Source organism: Streptomyces sp. NPDC001927, assembly GCF_053594455.1.
This window is the reverse complement of sequence record NZ_JBSFEN010000012.1, coordinates 75,486-92,367: the sequence shown is the minus strand read 5'-3', so window position 1 is coordinate 92,367 and position 16,882 is coordinate 75,486. Positions and strand designations below refer to the sequence as shown.

General features: G+C 71.6%; 11 protein-coding genes. 5 read left to right on the top strand and 6 right to left on the bottom strand.

Annotation, left to right across the window (positions count from 1 at the left end; all coding sequences use genetic code 11):
* Positions 1 to 27 precede the first annotated feature (27 nt).
* From ACWCO8_RS29970 to ACWCO8_RS29960, 3 genes are read right to left on the bottom strand one after another with little or no spacing between them, the layout of a single operon-like run.
* Complete coding sequence (locus tag ACWCO8_RS29970) at positions 28 to 855, bottom strand: sugar ABC transporter permease (protein WP_362013616.1); 828 nt, start codon at positions 853 to 855, stop codon at positions 28 to 30.
* Between the two features lie 32 nt (positions 856 to 887).
* Positions 888 to 1,901: a carbohydrate ABC transporter permease gene (locus tag ACWCO8_RS29965; protein ID WP_451034895.1), complete on the bottom strand. Its 1,014-nt coding sequence runs from the start codon at positions 1,899 to 1,901 to the stop codon at positions 888 to 890.
* A 19-nt stretch (positions 1,902 to 1,920) separates the two neighbouring features.
* On the bottom strand, positions 1,921 to 3,198 hold the full coding sequence (locus ACWCO8_RS29960) for an extracellular solute-binding protein (protein WP_451034894.1): 1,278 nt from the start codon (positions 3,196 to 3,198) through the stop codon (positions 1,921 to 1,923).
* Between the two features lie 356 nt (positions 3,199 to 3,554).
* Here ACWCO8_RS29960 and ACWCO8_RS29955 point away from each other — a divergent pair, with 356 nt between their 5' ends.
* The 3 genes from ACWCO8_RS29955 to ACWCO8_RS29945 all read left to right on the top strand — a co-directional run bounded on the left by ACWCO8_RS29955 (position 3,555) and on the right by ACWCO8_RS29945 (position 7,281).
* Positions 3,555 to 5,222 carry a glycoside hydrolase family 13 protein gene (locus ACWCO8_RS29955; protein ID WP_451034893.1) on the top strand — a complete coding sequence of 556 codons (1,668 nt, stop codon included), beginning with the start codon at positions 3,555 to 3,557 and terminating at the stop codon, positions 5,220 to 5,222.
* A gap of 25 nt (positions 5,223 to 5,247) precedes the next feature.
* Positions 5,248 to 6,276 (top strand): LacI family DNA-binding transcriptional regulator, encoded by a 1,029-nt coding sequence (locus ACWCO8_RS29950; protein ID WP_260226580.1) that lies wholly within the window; start codon positions 5,248 to 5,250, stop codon positions 6,274 to 6,276.
* 102 nt (positions 6,277 to 6,378) lie between these two features.
* On the top strand, positions 6,379 to 7,281 hold the full coding sequence (locus tag ACWCO8_RS29945; RefSeq protein WP_451034892.1) for a phosphatase PAP2 family protein: 903 nt from the start codon (positions 6,379 to 6,381) through the stop codon (positions 7,279 to 7,281).
* Positions 7,282 to 7,291: 10 nt separating this feature from the next.
* On the opposite strand, the gene ACWCO8_RS29940 is transcribed toward ACWCO8_RS29945, so the two are convergent.
* Together ACWCO8_RS29940 and ACWCO8_RS29935 are read right to left on the bottom strand one after the other, a co-directional pair.
* Positions 7,292 to 8,860, bottom strand: coding sequence for an amidohydrolase (locus tag ACWCO8_RS29940; protein WP_451034891.1), 1,569 nt, complete (start codon positions 8,858 to 8,860; stop codon positions 7,292 to 7,294).
* The gene (locus ACWCO8_RS29935; protein ID WP_451034890.1) at positions 8,770 to 10,236 is read right to left on the bottom strand and encodes an APC family permease; all 1,467 of its coding nucleotides are present in this window, start codon (positions 10,234 to 10,236) and stop codon (positions 8,770 to 8,772) included. Before ACWCO8_RS29935 ends, ACWCO8_RS29940 begins: the two co-directional genes overlap by 91 nt.
* Positions 10,237 to 10,382: 146 nt before the next feature.
* On the opposite strand from ACWCO8_RS29935, the gene ACWCO8_RS29930 reads away from it, so the two are divergent.
* Positions 10,383 to 10,997, top strand: coding sequence for a TetR/AcrR family transcriptional regulator (locus ACWCO8_RS29930; protein ID WP_451034889.1), 615 nt, complete (start codon positions 10,383 to 10,385; stop codon positions 10,995 to 10,997).
* Positions 10,998 to 11,017: 20 nt separating this feature from the next.
* Here the strand turns inward: ACWCO8_RS29930 and ACWCO8_RS29925 are convergent, their stop codons facing one another.
* The gene (locus tag ACWCO8_RS29925; protein WP_451034888.1) at positions 11,018 to 14,008 is read right to left on the bottom strand and encodes a bifunctional [glutamine synthetase] adenylyltransferase/[glutamine synthetase]-adenylyl-L-tyrosine phosphorylase; all 2,991 of its coding nucleotides are present in this window, start codon (positions 14,006 to 14,008) and stop codon (positions 11,018 to 11,020) included.
* A 374-nt stretch (positions 14,009 to 14,382) separates the two neighbouring features.
* Between ACWCO8_RS29925 and ACWCO8_RS29920 the strand changes: the two genes are divergently transcribed.
* On the top strand, positions 14,383 to 16,839 hold the full coding sequence (locus tag ACWCO8_RS29920; protein WP_451034887.1) for a PIG-L family deacetylase: 2,457 nt from the start codon (positions 14,383 to 14,385) through the stop codon (positions 16,837 to 16,839).
* Positions 16,840 to 16,882: the final 43 nt, after the last annotated feature.

Below are 16,882 nucleotides of genomic sequence, written 5' to 3'. Positions count from 1 at the left end.
AATACGGGAGCGGGCGGACAGCCGCCGCTAGCCCTTCACCGCGCCGGCGGACATGCCGGTCACCAGGTGCCGCTGGACGAAGAGGAACACCAGCGCGGCCGGGAGGGCGATGAGGACGGACGCCGCGGACATCGGGCCCCACTGGGCGCCGTACTGGTTGACGAACTTCTGCAGACCGCCGGCCAGGGTGAGGTTCTCGTCGCCGACCATGAAGGCGGAGGCGTAGGCGACCTCGCCCCAGGCGGTGATGAAGGAGTAGAACGCCGTCACCGCGATGCCGGGCTTGGCGAGCGGCAGGATCAGCCGCCAGAAGGTGCCGAACGGGGTGAGGCCGTCGACCTGCCCGGACTCGTCGATCTCACGCGGGATGGTGTCGAAGAAGCCCTTCATCATCCAGGCGCAGAACGGCACGGCGATGGTGAGGTAGGTGATGACCAGGCCGGCGGGCTCGTTGAGCAGCCCCATCGACGACATGATGTTGTAGATCGGCACGATGAGGACGGCGACCGGGAACATCTGGGTGATCAGCAGCGTCCACATCAGTCCGCGCTTGCCGGGGAACCGGAAGCGGCTGACGGCGTAGCCGGTGGTGGAGGCGATGAAGACGCCGAGGACCGTGGTCAGACCGGCGACGAGCAGCGAGTTGCCGAACCAGGTGAGGAACGGGGTGTCGTTCAGCAGGTTCGTGTAGTTCTCGAACGTCGTCTCCTTGACGAAGTCCGTGGTGGTCGCGTACTTGGCCGGCTTGATCGAGGTCAGGAAGACCCAGAGCACCGGGAAGACGGCGATCACGGAGGCCACGATCAGGGTGGCGTGCAGCCCGACCGAGGCGAGCGGCGAACGGCGGCCGCGCATCGGGGTGTTGGCGGTGGTGTTCGTGGCGGTGGTCACCAGACTTCTCCCTGCTTGCGGAGGACGCGCCGGTAGACCGCGGCGAAGACCATCAGGAGGACGAGGATCAGGACGCCCCACGTGGACGACTGGGCGAAGTCGCGGGGGCTGATCTCGAAGGAGAACTTGTACGCCTGGGTGACCAGGATCTGGGTGGCCTCGCCGGGACCGCCCCGGGTGAGCAGGAAGATCACCGGGAACATGTTGAAGGTCCAGATGGTGGACAGCAGGATCACGGTGGTGGACACGGACCGCAGTCCGGGCATCGTGATGTGCCGGAAGCGCTGCCAGGCGTTCGCGCCGTCCATCTCGGCGGCCTCGTACAGCTCACCGGGGATGGACTGCAGCCCGCCGAGGAGGGCGACCATCATGAACGGGATGCCGAGCCAGACGTTGACGGCGATGACCGAGAACTTGGCCCAGGTGGGGTCGTTGAGCCAGGGCAGCGCGTCGAGGCCGCCGCCGGCGAGGATCTGGTTGAGCAGACCGCGGCGCTCGTCGTAGAGGAAGCGCCAGGCGAAGACCGAGACGAAGCCGGGCACGGCCCACGGCAGGATCAGCAGCAGCCGGTAGAGCGAGCGGCCCGCGATCTTCCGGTTGAGCATGTTGGCGAGGACCAGGCCCAGGCCGAAGGTGACCGAGACACAGGCGACGGTCCACACCAGCGTCCACCCGAGGGTGGAGAGGAACTGGTCGCCGCTGAGCGCGTCGGCGTAGTTGTCCAGGCCGACGAACTCGTACGTCGCGGGGATCTCGTTGACGCCGATGGAACGCGCGACGTTCCGCTCGTTCGCGTCGGTCAGCGACAGGTAGACGCCGCGCACCAGCGGGTAACCGATGATCACGCCGATCACGATCACCACCGGGGCGACCATCGCCCAGGCGTACCAGTGGGTGGAGAGGGAGCGCCTGAGCGGGCCCCGGGATGTGCCAGTACCGCGGCGCCGGCCGCGGGCGACGCTGTCGCCCGCGGCCTTCGCCACCGACTGGCTGCTGGTGTCCACAGCCATCAGTCGGCCTGCCTTCCTTCTACTTCCAGTCCTTCAGGAGCTTGCGGTAGGACTCGCCGATGGCCTTGGCCCCGGCCTCCGGGGTGGCCTGGCCGGTGAGGACCTTGGCGTACTCGACCTTGACCGGCTCGAAGAGGCTGCCGCCCTCGGGGATCCACGGGCGCTCGACGGCCTTGTCGACGACGGGCTTGAAGAAGCCGATCATCTGGTTGCTCGCGACGTCGGGCTTGACGTAGACGGACTCGCGGGTGGGGAGCAGGCTGAGCTCCTTGGCGATCTGCGTCTGGGTCTCGACCGAGGTCATGTACTCGGTGAAGGCGTAGGAGGCGTCCAGGTTCTTGGAGCCCGCGTAGATCGCCAGGTTGTGGCCGCCCTGCGGGGCGCCCTGGGCGGCCGAGCCGGCCGGGACCGGGGCGATGCCCAGGTTCGCCTTGTCGGCGAACTCCTTGCCCGCGAAGGTGTCGGTGACGGCCCACGGGCCGTTGATGATCATCGCGACCTTGCCGTCCTTGAAGGCGGCCTGCATGTTGTCCCAGCCGTTGGTCGCGTCGGTGATCGCGGCCTTGGAGTCGACCAGGTCCTTCACGGTCGCCAGCGCCTTGACGCCGTTGGCGTCGTCGACGGTGACGGTCTTGGTCTCGGCGTTGACCAGGTCGCCGCCCTCGCCGTACAGGAAGGAGAGGAACCAGTACGGGTCGTCACCGCGCAGGTACATGCCGGTCTTGCCGGTCTTCTGCTTGATGGTGGCGGAGGCGGTCTTCAGTTCGGCGATGGTCTTGGGGACCTCGACGCCGGCGTCCTTGAGGATCTTCTTGTTGTAGAAGATGCCCATGGAGTCGATGACCTGCGGCACGGCGTAGGTCTTGCCGTCGAACTTGGTCGAGGCGGCCGCCTGCTTGAGGAAGTCGCCCTCGTCCTTCAGGGCCGGGGTGCCGTCGAGCGGCTGGAGGTAACCGAGGCTGGCGAAGTCCGGGGTCCAGGCGACCTCGGAGCGGATGACGTCCGGGGCGCCGGAGCCCGACTGCGCGGCGTTCTTGAACTTGTTCTGCGCCTCGCCGAACGGCACGTTCACGTACTTGACGGTGACCTTCGGGTGCTTCTTGGTGAAGTCCTCGGCGATCTTCTTGAAGACCTTGTCCTCGGAGCCGACCGTGGAGGTGTCCCACCAGGTGACGGTGCCGGAGAGCTCGCCGGAGCCCTTCGAGCCGCCGTTCGCCGAACCGTCGTCACTTCCGCACGCCGCCAGGGTCACGCCCAGGGCAGCGACCAGCGCGGTGGCCGCTATGCCACGCCGCATGTGAACTCCTTCAACTGATCCCGGGGTGACGAGGGGCTGGAACCTGCCTCATGCGACCGCTCCCTCGCGGCGCGCCGGGTTGCCAGGAACGTAACAGGGATGAAAACGAGCCGAAAGACCTTGCGAGAACTTTCTGCAAGACCCGGCGATCGTTACATCGACGTGTCCTGAAGGTTGCCGACGAGTCGCTTGACAGCAGGCCCGGGCCCTCCCCAGGCCCTCTTGCGGCCGCCCACCAGCCCTGCAAGTCTTTGCATCATCCCTTGCAGGACCGTTTCACGGCCGCTCCGACCTCGTTGTCAGTACGAGTTGTCCGCACGAAGCCCGCCCCGGAACACGCGAGAGGGACACCGCACATGGCCCACGAGCTCACCTCACCGTCGATGTCGGACTCCGCAAGCTCTTGCGGAAGCCCCGCACGACCCGGCTGGTGGCGGGACGCCGTCATCTACCAGGTGTACGTCCGCTCCTTCGCGGACAGCGACGGCGACGGGATCGGGGACCTGCGCGGCGTACGGGAGCGGCTGCCGCACATCGCGGAGCTTGGCGCGGACGCGGTCTGGCTGACGCCGTTCTACGCCTCCCCGCAGGCCGACGGCGGCTACGACGTGGCGGACTACCGCGCGGTGGACCCGGTCTTCGGGGACTTGGCGGACGCCGACGACCTGGTGCGCGCGGCGCACGGGCTCGGCCTGAAGGTCATCGTGGACATCGTCCCCAACCACACCTCCGACCGGCACCCCTGGTTCCAGCAGGCGCTCGCCGGGGTGGGCCGGGACCGGTACGTCTTCCGGCCGGGCCGTGGCCCGGCCGGCGCCGAGCCCCCCAACGACTGGGAGTCCGTCTTCGGCGGCCCCGCCTGGACCCGGGTCGCGGACGGCACCTGGTACCTCCACCTCTTCGCGCCCGAGCAGCCGGACCTGAACTGGAAGAACGCGGAGGTGCGGACGGAGTTCGACTCGGTGCTCCGGTTCTGGCTGGACCTGGGGGTGGACGGCTTCCGGATCGACGTCGCCCACGGCATGGTCAAGGCGGAGGGCCTGCCGGACATCGGGCACGGGCAGCAGGCGAAGCTGATCGGCACCCAGCGGCTGCCCTTCTTCGACCAGGACGGGGTGCACGAGATCCACCGCGGCTGGCGCCGGCTCCTGGAGTCGTACGGCCCCGACCGGATCGGGGTCGCGGAGGCCTGGGCTCCGACGCCGGAGCGGCTCGCCCTGTACGTACGCCCCGACGAGCTGCACCAGGCCTTCAACTTCCAGTTCCTGAACTGTCCGTGGGACGCGGCGGCGCTGCGGTCGGTCGTCGACGAGTCGCTGCGCGCCACGGCCTCGGTGGGCGCACCGACGACCTGGGTGCTCTCCAACCACGACGTCGTCCGGCACCCCACGCGGTACGGCAGCCCGGCGCGCGGCCGGGCGGCGGCGCTGCTGATGCTGGCGCTGCCCGGGTCCGCCTACGTCTACCAGGGCGAGGAGCTGGGCCTGCCCGAGGTCGTGGACCTGCCGGACGAGCTGCGGCAGGACCCGGCGTTCCTGCGCGGCGACGGGCAGGACGGGCTGCGCGACGGCTGCCGGGTCCCGCTGCCGTGGACGCCGGAGGGACCGTCGTACGGCTTCGGTCCCGGCGGCTCCTGGCTCCCGCAGCCCGCGGAGTGGTCGGGCCTCAGCGTCGCCGCGCAGGCCGCCGACCCCGGTTCGGTCCTGGAGCTGTACCGCCGGGCGCTGCGGCTGCGCCGCGAACACCCCGCGCTCGGCGCGGGCGAGGCGGTGGAGTGGCTGGACGGACTCCCGGAGGGCGTCCTCGCGTTCCGGCGCCGTGCGGAGGGCGGGGAGGTCCTGGTCACCCTGAACACGACGGCGCGTGAGGTGCCCCTGCCGCTCACGGCCTCCCCGCTCCTGAGCAGCACCCCGCTCCCGGGGGTTCCCGTATTCCCCTCCCCCGCCCCGGAGTTCACCGCCCGCGCCGCGCATGCGCACAACGTCCGGGTTCCCGCCGACTCCTGCGTTTGGTGGGCAATCTGACGTGCGACCGGTACAGTCCAATCCCATGACCGCGCGGCTTGCCGACATCGCAGCCCAGGCGGGGGTCAGTGAAGCCACAGTCAGCCGCGTGCTCAACGGCAAGCCCGGCGTGGCCTCGGCCACCCGTGAATCCGTGCTTGCCGCACTCGACGTCCTCGGATACGAGCGTCCGGTACGGCTGCGTCAGCGCAGCGCCGGGCTCGTCGGACTGATAACCCCCGAACTGGACAACCCGATCTTTCCCGCGCTCGCGCAGGTCATCGGGCAGGCCCTGACCCGGCAGGGCTACACCCCCGTCCTCGCCACGCAGACCCCCGGCGGGTCCACCGAGGACGAGCTGACGGACATGCTCGTCGAGCGGGGCGTCTCCGGGATCATCTTCGTCTCCGGACTGCACGCCGACACCACCGCCGACATGACGCGCTACGACCAGCTGCGCGGCAAGGGCGTTCCGTACGTCCTGATCAACGGCTTCTCACCCAAGGTGCAGGCCCCGTTCGTCTCGCCCGACGACCGGGCCGCGATGCAGCTGGCGGTGACCCATCTCGCCGCGCTCGGGCACACCCGGATCGGACTGGCGGTGGGACCGAAGCGGTTCGTGCCGGTGCTCCGCAAGATCGAGGGGTTCCAGCGCGGGATGAAGGAGCGGCTCGGGCTCTCCCCTGAAGAGTCCGAGGAACTGATCCAGCACTCTCTGTACACGCTGGAGGGCGGACAGGCGGCCGCGGGCGCGCTGATCTCGGCCGGCTGCACGGCGGTGGTCTGCGCGAGCGACATGATGGCGCTCGGTGCCATCCGGGCGGCCCGGCAGCAGGGGCTCCAGGTCCCCCGGGACGTCTCCGTGGTCGGTTTCGACGACTCTCCGCTCATAGCGTTCACCGACCCGCCGCTGACCACGATCCGCCAGCCCGTGCAGGCGATGGGGCAGGCGGCGGTCCGGGCGCTGCTCGAAGAGGTCGGGGGCACCCCGGCGCCGCACAGCGAGTTCGTCTTCATGCCTGAGCTGGTCGTTCGCGGTTCAACCGCTTCGGCGCCGAGTCAGGGCAATCCCTGACGGTCCCGGCACGCGCCTCCGTCTCAAGGCGGAGCATGTGCGCCCCGAACCCGTCGGAGGGATGATCGGACGAGGGGAATGGATCTGGCAGACTCTCCTCCTATGGGTGAAGCGACCGTGAAGAGTTTGGAAGGCCGGACGGCGGCCAGCCCGTCACCCATGTCGGACGGTGGCGGAATGCGGGCCAGGCTTCGCATGCCTCGACGCCCCCGGATCTGGTTCGAGATCCTGCTCATCGGTGTCAGTTACTGGACGTATTCGCTCATCCGCAACGCGGTACCGGAGCAGAAGGCCCAGGCACTGAAGAACGCCGACTGGATCTGGGACGTCGAGAAGTCCCTCGGACTGGCCTTCGAGCAGACCGTCAACCACGCCGTGAACTCGGTGACATGGCTGATCGTCTCGATGAACTACTACTACGCCACGCTCCACTTCGTCGTGACGATCGGTGTGCTGGTGTGGCTGTACCGATGGCAGCCGGGCCGTTACGCGGCGTCCCGCACGGTCCTGTTCGCCACCACCGGTGTGGCCCTGGTCGGTTACTACCTGTATCCGCTCGCGCCGCCCCGGTTGATGAACGGCCAGTCCTTCATCGACACGGTCCTGGTCCACCACACCTGGGGCTCGATGGCCTCGGGCAACCTCAAGCACATGTCGAACCAGTACGCGGCGATGCCGTCGATGCACATCGGCTGGTCGCTCTGGTGCGGTCTGACCATCTTCGCCCTGGCCTCGGCGCCCTGGGCCAAGATCCTCGGTCTGCTCTACCCCGCCGCCACGCTGGTCGTGATCGTGGCCACCGCCAACCACTTCTGGCTGGACGCGGTGGGCGGCATGATCTGCCTCGCCTTCGGCTTCGCCGTCTCATACTTCTGGTACGGCTCCCTCCCCAAGGGCCTCCCCAAGCTGGTGGAGACCCCGGCCCCGGTGGCCCGGGGCGGCCCCTCCTCGCGGACGGCTGAAGCCCGCGAGGAGGAACAGGAGAAGGAGCGCGCGACCCGCTAGCGGCTGTCCGCTAGCCCCGGTGCGTGATGCGGCCGCCCGCGATCGTCAGGCGGATCGGGGCCTCAGCCGTCTCGTCCGCGGGAGCCGTCGTCGGGTCCAGGGTGAAGGCCGTCAGGTCGGCGCGGAGGCCCGGGGCGATGCGGCCGCCGAGGTGCTCCTCGCCCGCCGCGACGGCCGCGTGCGTGGTCAGGCCCTCCAGGGCCATCGAACCGGTCAGGCCGTGTCGGGCCGAGGCGGCCCCGCGGGGGGCCTGAGCGGTGGCGAGGACCTGGCGGGCGTCGTAGTGGGCGATGGGCCAGTCCGAGCCGAGCGCCAGGATGGCGCCCGCGTCCCGCAGGTCCCGGCAGCGCCAGGCGCGGTCCGCGCGGACGTCACCGAGGCGCTTGGACCACTCGTCGGTGTGGTCGGCCCGGGTGTACGCGGTGTGCGGGGGCTGCATCGAGGCGACGACACCGAGGGCCGCGAACCGGCCGAGCTGGTCGTCGGGGACCGTCTCGATGTGCTCGATCCGGTGCCGGGGGCCCGGGGCGCCGAGCGTTTCCACCGTGTCCAGGACGTGCCGGACCGCCGCGTCGCCGATGGCGTGCGTGGCGGTGCCGACGCCGGCCTCGTGGAGGTGGCGTACGGCGGCCGAGTAGGCGGCCGGGTCGGGCCAGAAGGCGTCGGTGCCCTGGCCGTGGCAGTCGGCGTGCTCCAGCCAGGCGGTGCCTCCCTCGACGGTGCCGTCCATGAAGAACTTCACCCCGCCGACCCGCCACAGCCGCCCGGCCCGCTCCTGGAGCCGTACCAGCTCGTCCAGCTCCGCTGCGGTCGCGCCGGGCATGCACCAGGGCGCGAGCCGGAGCCTGAGCGGCAGGTCGCCGTCGGCCTCCAGGGCGGTGAGCAGCCCGGGTACGTCGTGGCCGCCCATGTCCATGACGTGCGCGCCGGTCAGTCCGGTCGCGGCCATGGAGCCGAGCAGCTCCACCAGGCGGTCGCGGCGCTCGGTGAAGGGCTGGGCGGGCAGGACGGGGGTCATCAGGTCCATCGCCGCGTGTTCGATCAGATGGCCGGTGGGCCGTCCGTCGGCGTCGCAGACGATCTCCGAGCGTTGCGCGAAGGTGCGCGGGCCGTTGACGGCGGCCAGTTTCAGGGCCGTCTCGCTCGCGAGGGCGGAGTGTCCGTCGTAGAGGCGCAGGAAGGCGGGGGCGCCGCCGAGGACGTCCTCGATCAGCTCGCGGTGGATCGGCCGCCCGCCGAAGGCGTTGTGGTCGAGGCCGTAGCCGATGATCCAGCCCTCGCGGCGTTCGGCGCCGGCCAGGGTCGAGCGGAGGCTGTCGAGGTCGCGGACGGCGGAGAGGTCCGTCCCGGTGGCCATCTCCAGGCCCCAGACCGGGTGGCTGTGGGAATCGGTGAGGCCGGGGGTGAGGGTGGCGCCCCCGAGGTCGACGGTCTCGGTGCCGGGTCCGCGCCAGTCGCGGGCGTCGGTGGCGTCGCCGACCGCGGTGATCAGTCCGTCGTGGACGGCGACAGCGGTGTGCGCGGAGAGCTCTGGGGTGCGGACGCGGGCGTTGACGAGGACGAGGTCGGGGGCGGGCACGAGGCTTCTCCTTCTGCGGACTGTGCGGGCACTGCGGGTTCTGCGAGCTCCGTCGGCTCTGCTGCGAAGTTCGCGTAAACCTCGGGGCGCGTGCGGCGGAGCCGGTACGCGAGGAGGAGGCCGAGGACGAAGACGGCGGGGACGAGGGAGATCAGGACGGTGTTGACGGTGGTGGAGGCGCCGGTGAAGAGGTCGACGTGGGTGACGACGAGACCGATGGCCCCACCGAGCAGGACGAAGGCGGCGACGGGCGCGACCACCGTGCGCAGCCTGCCCTCGTCGTGGCTGATCCGGCGGAAGAAGAGCGGTACGGCGAGCGCCGCGAGGAGCTGGAGGACCATCAGGCCGATCATGCCGGGGGTGTTCACCCAGAGCAGCAGTTGCTGGTACGGGTCGGCTCCGGCGGCCGCGAAGCCGACGACGACGACCGCGCCGAGGACGGTCTGGAGGACGCCGGAGACGTACGGGGAGCGGTGGCGCGGGTGGACGCGGGCGAAGGCCGCGGGCAGGACGCCCTCCTCGGCGAGCGCGAGGCCGTACCGGTTGATCGCGTTGTGGAAGGCGAGGAGCGAGGCGAGGACGCTGGTGACGATCAGGATGTGCATCAGATCGGCGGCCCACGCGCCCACGTAGGTGGTGATGGCGGCGAAGAAGAGCCCGCCGGGGTCGTCGGTGGCGGCCTGGACGACCTTGTCCTGGCCGAAGGCCTGGATGACGGTCCAGACGACGAAGGCGTAGAAGAGGCCGAGGAAGCCGACGGCGATGTAGGTGGCGCGGGGGATCGTGCGCTCCGGGTCGCGGGCCTCGCGGCGGTAGATGACCGTCGACTCGAAGCCGGTGAAGGCGGCGAAGGCGAAGGCCAGGACGGCGGCGGTGCCGGGGACGAGCACGTTGCCGGGGGCGAAGGAGGTCAGGGAGAGCCCATCGGCGCCGCCGTCGAGCAGGACGCCGCCCGCGAGGAGGACGAGGATGCCGGTCTCGGCGACGAGCAGGACGCCGAGGACCTTGGCGCCGAAGTCGATGGAGCGGAAGCCGCCGTACCAGATGAGCAGCAGCCCGGCGAGGGAGACGGGGAGCCAGGGGATGTCGATGCCCCAGAGGGCCTGGCCGGTGTCGGCGGTGGCGGTGCCGAGGAGTCCGTAGACGCCGATCTCCATGCCGTTGTAGCCGAGCATGGCGAGCAGGGCGGCGGCGATGCCGACGGGCTTGCCGAGGCCGCGGGTGATGTACGCGTAGAAGGCGCCGCCGTTGCGGACGTGCCGGCTCATGGCGGTGAAGCCGACGGCGAAGACCGCGAGGGTGATGCCGGCGAGGAGGTAGCCGGCGGGGGCGCCGACTCCGCCGAGGACGACGGCGATGGGGGCGACGCCGGCCATTTCTCAGCCCCTTGGGAGCGGTGGTGGCAGTTGAGGACATGGAGCGGGAAGCCCTTCCGAGGCAGGAAACCTAAAGGCTTTCGGTTCGCGCAATGTAACCTCGCGTTCAACGATTCGGGAAGACCTGACCAGGGGGAAAATCAATCATGGGCCGGCCCCGCAAGCCCCTCCTCGACCGCGAGCGGATCACCACGGTGGCGCTCGAACTCGTCGACGAGCGGGGCGAGTTCAGCGTCCCGCAGATCGCGAAGCGGCTCGGGGTGCAGACGGCGTCGGTGTACCACCATGTGGACGGCCGGGACGGGATCGTGGAGCTGCTGCGGGAGCGGGTCAGCGCGGCGATCGACGGCTCCACCCTGGAGTCGGGACCGTGGGACGCGGCGATGGCGGCCTGGGCACGCTCCTACCGCGCGGCCTTCGCGGCCCACCCCCGGGCGATCCCGATGCTGATGACGTCACCGGTGCGGGCGCCGATGGTGCTCGCCCAGTACGAGGCGGCGGTGACCCTGCTGCTCGCCGTCGGCTTCGACAACGCCGACGTGATGACGGTGATCGTCGCCCTGGAGAACATGGTCCTGGGCTCGGCGCTCGACCTCGCGGCCCCGGACACCATGTGGGAGCTGCCCGACGAGGTCACGACCCCGCGGCTTGCCGAGGCCCTCGCGGCGGTCGGTCCGGCCCGCGCGGACGCCGCGTTCGACCTGGCCCTGGAGGCGTTCCTGGTGCACTGCCGGGCGCTGCTCGAGCACGCGGACGGCTGATCCCGGCGCCCCCCGCGCCCCTACGCCCCGTAGAAGTGCTCCTCGACGACCGCGCGGGCCCGGCGCGTGATCCGCCGGTAGTCGTCGACCATCTCCCCGACATGGCCGGGGCCGTACCCCAAGTACCGTCCGACCGCCGCCAGTTCGCGCCCGTCCGAGGGGAAGGTGTCCCCGGGCCGGCCCCGTACCAGCATCACCGCGTTGCGGACGCGGGTCGCGAGCACCCAGGCCTCGTCGAGGATCTGGGCCTCGTCCGTGGGGATGAGCCCGGCGGCGTGGGCGGCGGCCAGGGCCTCGCGGGTCCTGGTCGTGCGCAGCCCCGGCTCGGCCCAGCCGTGCCGCATCTGGAGCAGCTGGACGGTCCACTCGACATCGCTCAGACCGCCCCGGCCGAGCTTGGCGTGGAGCGTCGGGTCGGCGCCGCGCGGCAGCCGCTCGGTCTCCATCCGGGCCTTCAGCCGCCGGATCTCGCGGACCGGCTCCTCGCCGAGGCCCTCGGCCGGGTAGCGCAGCGGCTCGATCAGCTCGATGAACCGCCCCGCGAGCTCCGCGTCGCCCGCCATCGGCGCGGCCCGCAGCAGCGCCTGGCTCTCCCAGACCAGGGACCAGCGGCGGTAGTAGGCCTCGTACGACTTCAGCGTACGGACCATCGGGCCGCTCTTGCCCTCCGGGCGCAGGTCCGCGTCGATCAGCAACGGCGGGTCGGCGGTGGGGACCTGGAGGAGCCGGCGGATCTCGGAGACGACCCGGTTCGCCGTCTGGGCGGCTTCCTGCTCGTCGACGCCCTCGCGCGGCTCGTGTACGAACAGGACGTCGGCGTCGGAGCCGTAGCCGAGTTCGTGGCCGCCGAAGCGGCCCATCCCGATGACGGCGAACCGGGTCGGCAGGGTGTCGCCCCAGCCCTCCCGTACGGCGGCGCGCAGCGCGCCCGAGATCGTCGCCGCGTTCAGGTCGGTGAGCGCCCGGCCGACCCGGTCGACGAGCGCGCCCGGGTCGAGTTCCCGCGGGCTGTCCTCCGTACCGTACGAGCCGATGAGGTCGGCCGCGGAGGTACGGAACAGCTCGCGGCGCCGTACGCCGCGGGCCGCCGCGACCGCCTGCTCGGCGCCGTCGGCGCGGCCGACGGCCGCGAGGATCTCCTGCTCCAGATGGTCCCGGCCGCGCGGCTTCAGGCCCTCCGGGTCGCCGAGGATGGCGACCGCCTCGGGGGCGCGCAGCAGCAGGTCGGGGGCGAGCCGGCCGGCCGAGAGCACGCGGGCGAGGTTCTCCGCCGCCGCGCCCTCGTCGCGCAGCAGCCGCAGGTACCAGGGGGTCTTGCCGAGCGCGTCGGAGACCCGGCGGAAGCCGAGCAGTCCGGCGTCCGGGTCGGCGGAGTCGGCGAACCAGCCGAGGAGCACCGGAAGCAGCGTCCGCTGGATCGCGGCCTTGCGGGTGACGCCGGAGGCGAGCGCCTCCAGGTGGCGCAGGGCGGCGGCGGGGTCGGCGTACCCGAGCGCGACGAGCCGCTCGCCGGCGGCCTGCGGGCTGAGCCGGGTCTCGCCGGGGGTGAGCTGGGCGACGGCGTCGAGCAGCGGCCGGTAGAAGATCTTCTCGTGCAGCCGGCGGACCACCGAGGCGTGCCGCTTCCACTCCTTGTTCAGCTCGACGACCGGGTCGGTGCGCAGGCCCAGCGAGCGGCCGAGGCGGCGCAGGTCGCTCTCGTCCTCGGGGACGAGGTGGGTGCGGCGGAGCCGGTAGAGCTGGATGCGGTGCTCCATGGCGCGCAGGAAGCGGTACGCCTCGTCCAGCTGGGCGGCGTCGGCGCGGCCGACGTAGCCGCCGGCGGCGAGCGCCTTCAGGGCGTCCAGGGTGGTGCCGCTGTGCAGGGTCGCGTCGCCCCTGCCGTGCACCAACTGCAGGAGCTGGACGGCGAATTCGACGTCGCGCAGGCCGCCGGGGCCGAGCTTCAGCTCGCGCTCCACCTGGGCGGCCGGGATGTTGTCGACGACCCGGCGGCGCATCTTCTGCACGTCGGGGACGAAGTTCTCGCGCTCGGCGGCCTGCCAGACGAGGGGGGAGACGGCCTCGATGTACTCGGCGCCCAGCTCCGGGTCGCCCGCCACCGCCCGGGCCTTGAGCAGGGCCTGGAACTCCCAGGTCTTGGCCCAGCGCTGGTAGTAGGCGAGGTGGGAGGAGAGGGTGCGGACCAGGGGGCCGTTGCGGCCCTCGGGGCGGAGGTTGGCGTCGACGGGCCAGATGGTGCCCTCGACGGTCGTCTCCGAGCAGATCCGCATGAGGTGGGAGGCGAGCCGGGTCGCGGCCTGCATCGCCTTGCCCTCGTCGGCCCCGTCGACGGCCTCGGCCACGAAGATCACGTCGACGTCGGAGACGTAGTTCAGCTCGTGGCCGCCGCACTTGCCCATCGCGATGACGGCGAGCCGGCAGTGGGCCGCGTCGGCGGGGGCGGCGGTACGGGCGATGGCGAGGGCGGCGCGCAGGGTCGCGGTGGCGAGGTCGGCCAGCTCGGCGGCGGTCTGGGCGACCTCGGCGGAGCCGCAGACGTCCCGGGCGGCGATGGCGAGGAGGCAGCGGCGGTAGGCGACCCGCAGGGAGACGGGGTCGGTGGCCTCGGCGAGGCCGTGCTCGAACTCGGCGACCCCGGGGTTCAGGTCGGCGGCCTCGTAGGTGACGAGGGCCTGCCAGTCCTTGGGGTGCCGGGCCAGGTGGTCGGCGAGCGCCTCAGAGGCGCCGAGGACGCCGAGCAGCCGGTCCCGGAACGGCTTGGCGGAGAGCAGGGTGGCGGTGAGCGTCTGGCGCTCCTCGTCGGGCTGGGCCTCGACGAGCCGGACCAGGCCGCGCAGGGCGAGGTCGGGGTCGGCGGTCGCGCCGAGCGCGTCGAACAGGACGGGGTCGTCGCGCAGGGCGGCCAGCTCGGGGAGGTCGAGGAGCCGTTCGGCGCCGGACGGGTCGGTGAAACCGTGCCGCAGCAGGCGGCTGAAGGTACTGCTCCTGCGCCCCGGCACCGCCGCCATTCCGCCGCTCCCTCCACACCGTCGGGGCTCCTCCGAGCTCCGCGATCGAGCCTATCCGGAGGGCGGGGCCGGGTCGCCTCGGGGCACGGGCCGCAACCCACACAGATCGGACCTTTGTTTCGTAAGAGATCACACGTGATATCTCGCACATTCCTTACCGTTTGCAGCCGATGAACCGTATTGCTTGTAACTCCATCTCCAGACACAAGTACTGTTCGTCGCGCACACCTTCACCACAGATCCACCACAGACAGTTGCGCCACTCGCAGCTCCTCGCTCCTCGCTCCACACCCCTCGCCTCCGTCACCGGGTCACCCCCTGTCTGAAAGCACACACACTCGATGCCTGGCCGCCACCGCCTCCGTTCTGTCTCCGTGCTGACGAAGACAGCCGTCGCAGCCGGTTCCTTCGTGGGACTCCTGCAGCTGACCTCCGGCTCCCCCATCGGAGCCGACACGTCCGCCAGCCTTTCCGCGGCAGACCTGCCGCCGGTCGACGACGCCCCCGCCGGCACGGCCGACAAGGCCACGAAGACCGCCGAGACGGCCACCGCCAACAGGGCCGTCAAGACCGACGGCCGGACCGGGCAGGCCGACGGAGGCGCGAACGCCTCGTCCGACGCCGGGACCGTCGGCCGGTTCGCGACCGCCGCGACGCCGAACGCGCGGACGGCCGTGGCGCCGGTCCGTACCGCCGACATCGCCGTGGCGCAGATCGTGGCCCACCCGGACGACGACCTGTACTTCATGAACCCGGACGTCGTGCAGTCCATACGCTCCGGCAAGTCGCTGACCACGGTGTACCTGACGGCCGGCGAGGCGAACGGCGTCAACGGCCCCGGCAGTGTCGCCAACAAGGCCAACTACGCGGCCGCCCGGCAGAACGGCATACGTGCTGCGTACGCCGAGATGGCCACCGGCAGCCGCACCAGCCCCTGGGACCGCGTCTCCATACCCACCGTCGGCGGCGGGGCCGCGCAGATGGACGTGCTGCGCGCCGCGCCCCACGTCAGCCTGATCTGGATGCAGATACGCGAGGCGGGCGCGATCAACGCCGACCGGCCGAACAGCCTGAACGGCCTGTGGAACGGCCGGGTCCAGACCCTCGCCTCCCAGCGCGCCACCGGCACCCCGGTCACCACGGACTTCACGTACAGCAAGGACCAGGTGATCGACGCGATCACCGTGGTCCTGGAGCGCCTCCGGCCGACGTTCGTCCGGATCATGGACCCGACGCCGGGCCGGAACCTGAAGACCGGGGCGCTCACCGACCACCAGGACCACCTCTTCGGCGCCCGGTTCGCGCAGGCCGCCCTGGAGCGGTACGCCGCCAAGGGCACCGACTCGGGCCGCCCGCACTTCGCCGTACAGAACTACCTCGGCTACCCCACGAGCGGACTGCCGTCCACCCTCGACCCGGAGACGGCCGGGAACAAGCTGAGCACGATGAAGACGTACGCCTGGTCGGACGGAGTCAACGACTGCGGCGACCCGGCCGGCTGCGGTGACCTCAACGTGGCCGCGCGTCCGGCGGGCTCCGGCTGGACGAAGACCGTCCGGTACGCCCGTGGCAACTCCACCTCCTGGGTACAGCGCGGCCCCGACGGCAGTCTGTACGCGTTCTCGGTGCTCGACGGGCGCCTCGCGGTGTGGACGAAGGCCTCGGCCGCGACCGGCGACTGGCAGGGGCCGGTGCTCCTCGAGGGCACGGGTCTGGACAGCGGCGTGACGTCGGTACGGCTCCGGGACGGGCGGATCGCCGTCTTCGGCGTCCGGACGACCATCGGCACGACGGCGGGGAACTACCGCCGTGAGGTCGTGACGACCGAGCAGACGACACTCGGCGGCGCCTTCGGCGCGTGGCGTTCGCTCGGCACGCCCGAGCAGAACGACTCCCTGGGCATGTCGAACATCAGCGCCCCGGCGGCGGCAGTGGACGGGACGGGCCGGATCACGGTGGTCCTGCGCGACAGCGCCCACCGGCTGAAGGCCCGCGAGCAGCAGGCGAACGGCGCCTGGGGCCCGTGGCGCAACCTGTCGGCGAACACGCCGACGGCAGCGGGGGCCCCGCCCGCCAAGGCGGCCACCAGCCAGTCGACCGCGCCCGCCGCGGCGGGCGTGGCGGCCACCCCGGGCCAGGAGCCCACTCCCGGCCTCGACGCCCATCCCAGCCACGAGGCCACCCCCGGCCAGACGGCAGAGGGCAGGGCCACCGCGAGCGCGGCTGCCGCCACGGGCGTGACCCACCGCGGCGCGAGCGGCGGCACCGCCGCGAGCGGCTCCAACAGCACCCTGACCGCCACCGGTCTCGCCGCCCTCCTGTACAGCGACCCGGTGGCGACGACGGACGCGGCGGGCCGGATCCACGTCTTCGCCGGCACGGCGAAGTCCGTCCTCACCTGGTCGCAGCCGAGCCCCGGCGCCCCGCTGAGCATGGCCCGGGCGACCGGTCTGCCGGCGACGACGCTGGCCCTGAACGCGAGCCCCTCGCCGACCGGCGACGGCGTACGGCTCTGGTTCCGCAAGCCGTACTCGGGCGACGTCCGCACGGCCGACTTCCCGGGCTCGGGCGGCCGCTTCGTCGGACCGGCCGTCGAGCTGGCGGGCGGGGTCCTCGGCCCCGGCCCGCTCGGCGGCAGCGGGACCGGCATGCTCGCGGTCCGCTCCCGTACGGGATTCTTGGCGACGTCGCCCGGCAACGGCGGCACGGGAGCGCAGCCGCTGTGGACGCTGCAGAACTTCCTCTTCTCGGGCGCCCCGGGCGGGGTCGTGGACGGCGTAGCGGTGATGGGTCTGGACGGCGAGCTGCACTGGACGCCCGCGGTGCGATGAGTTCGGGCGGGACGCGGGGTCATACATCTGTGGACGTACGTAT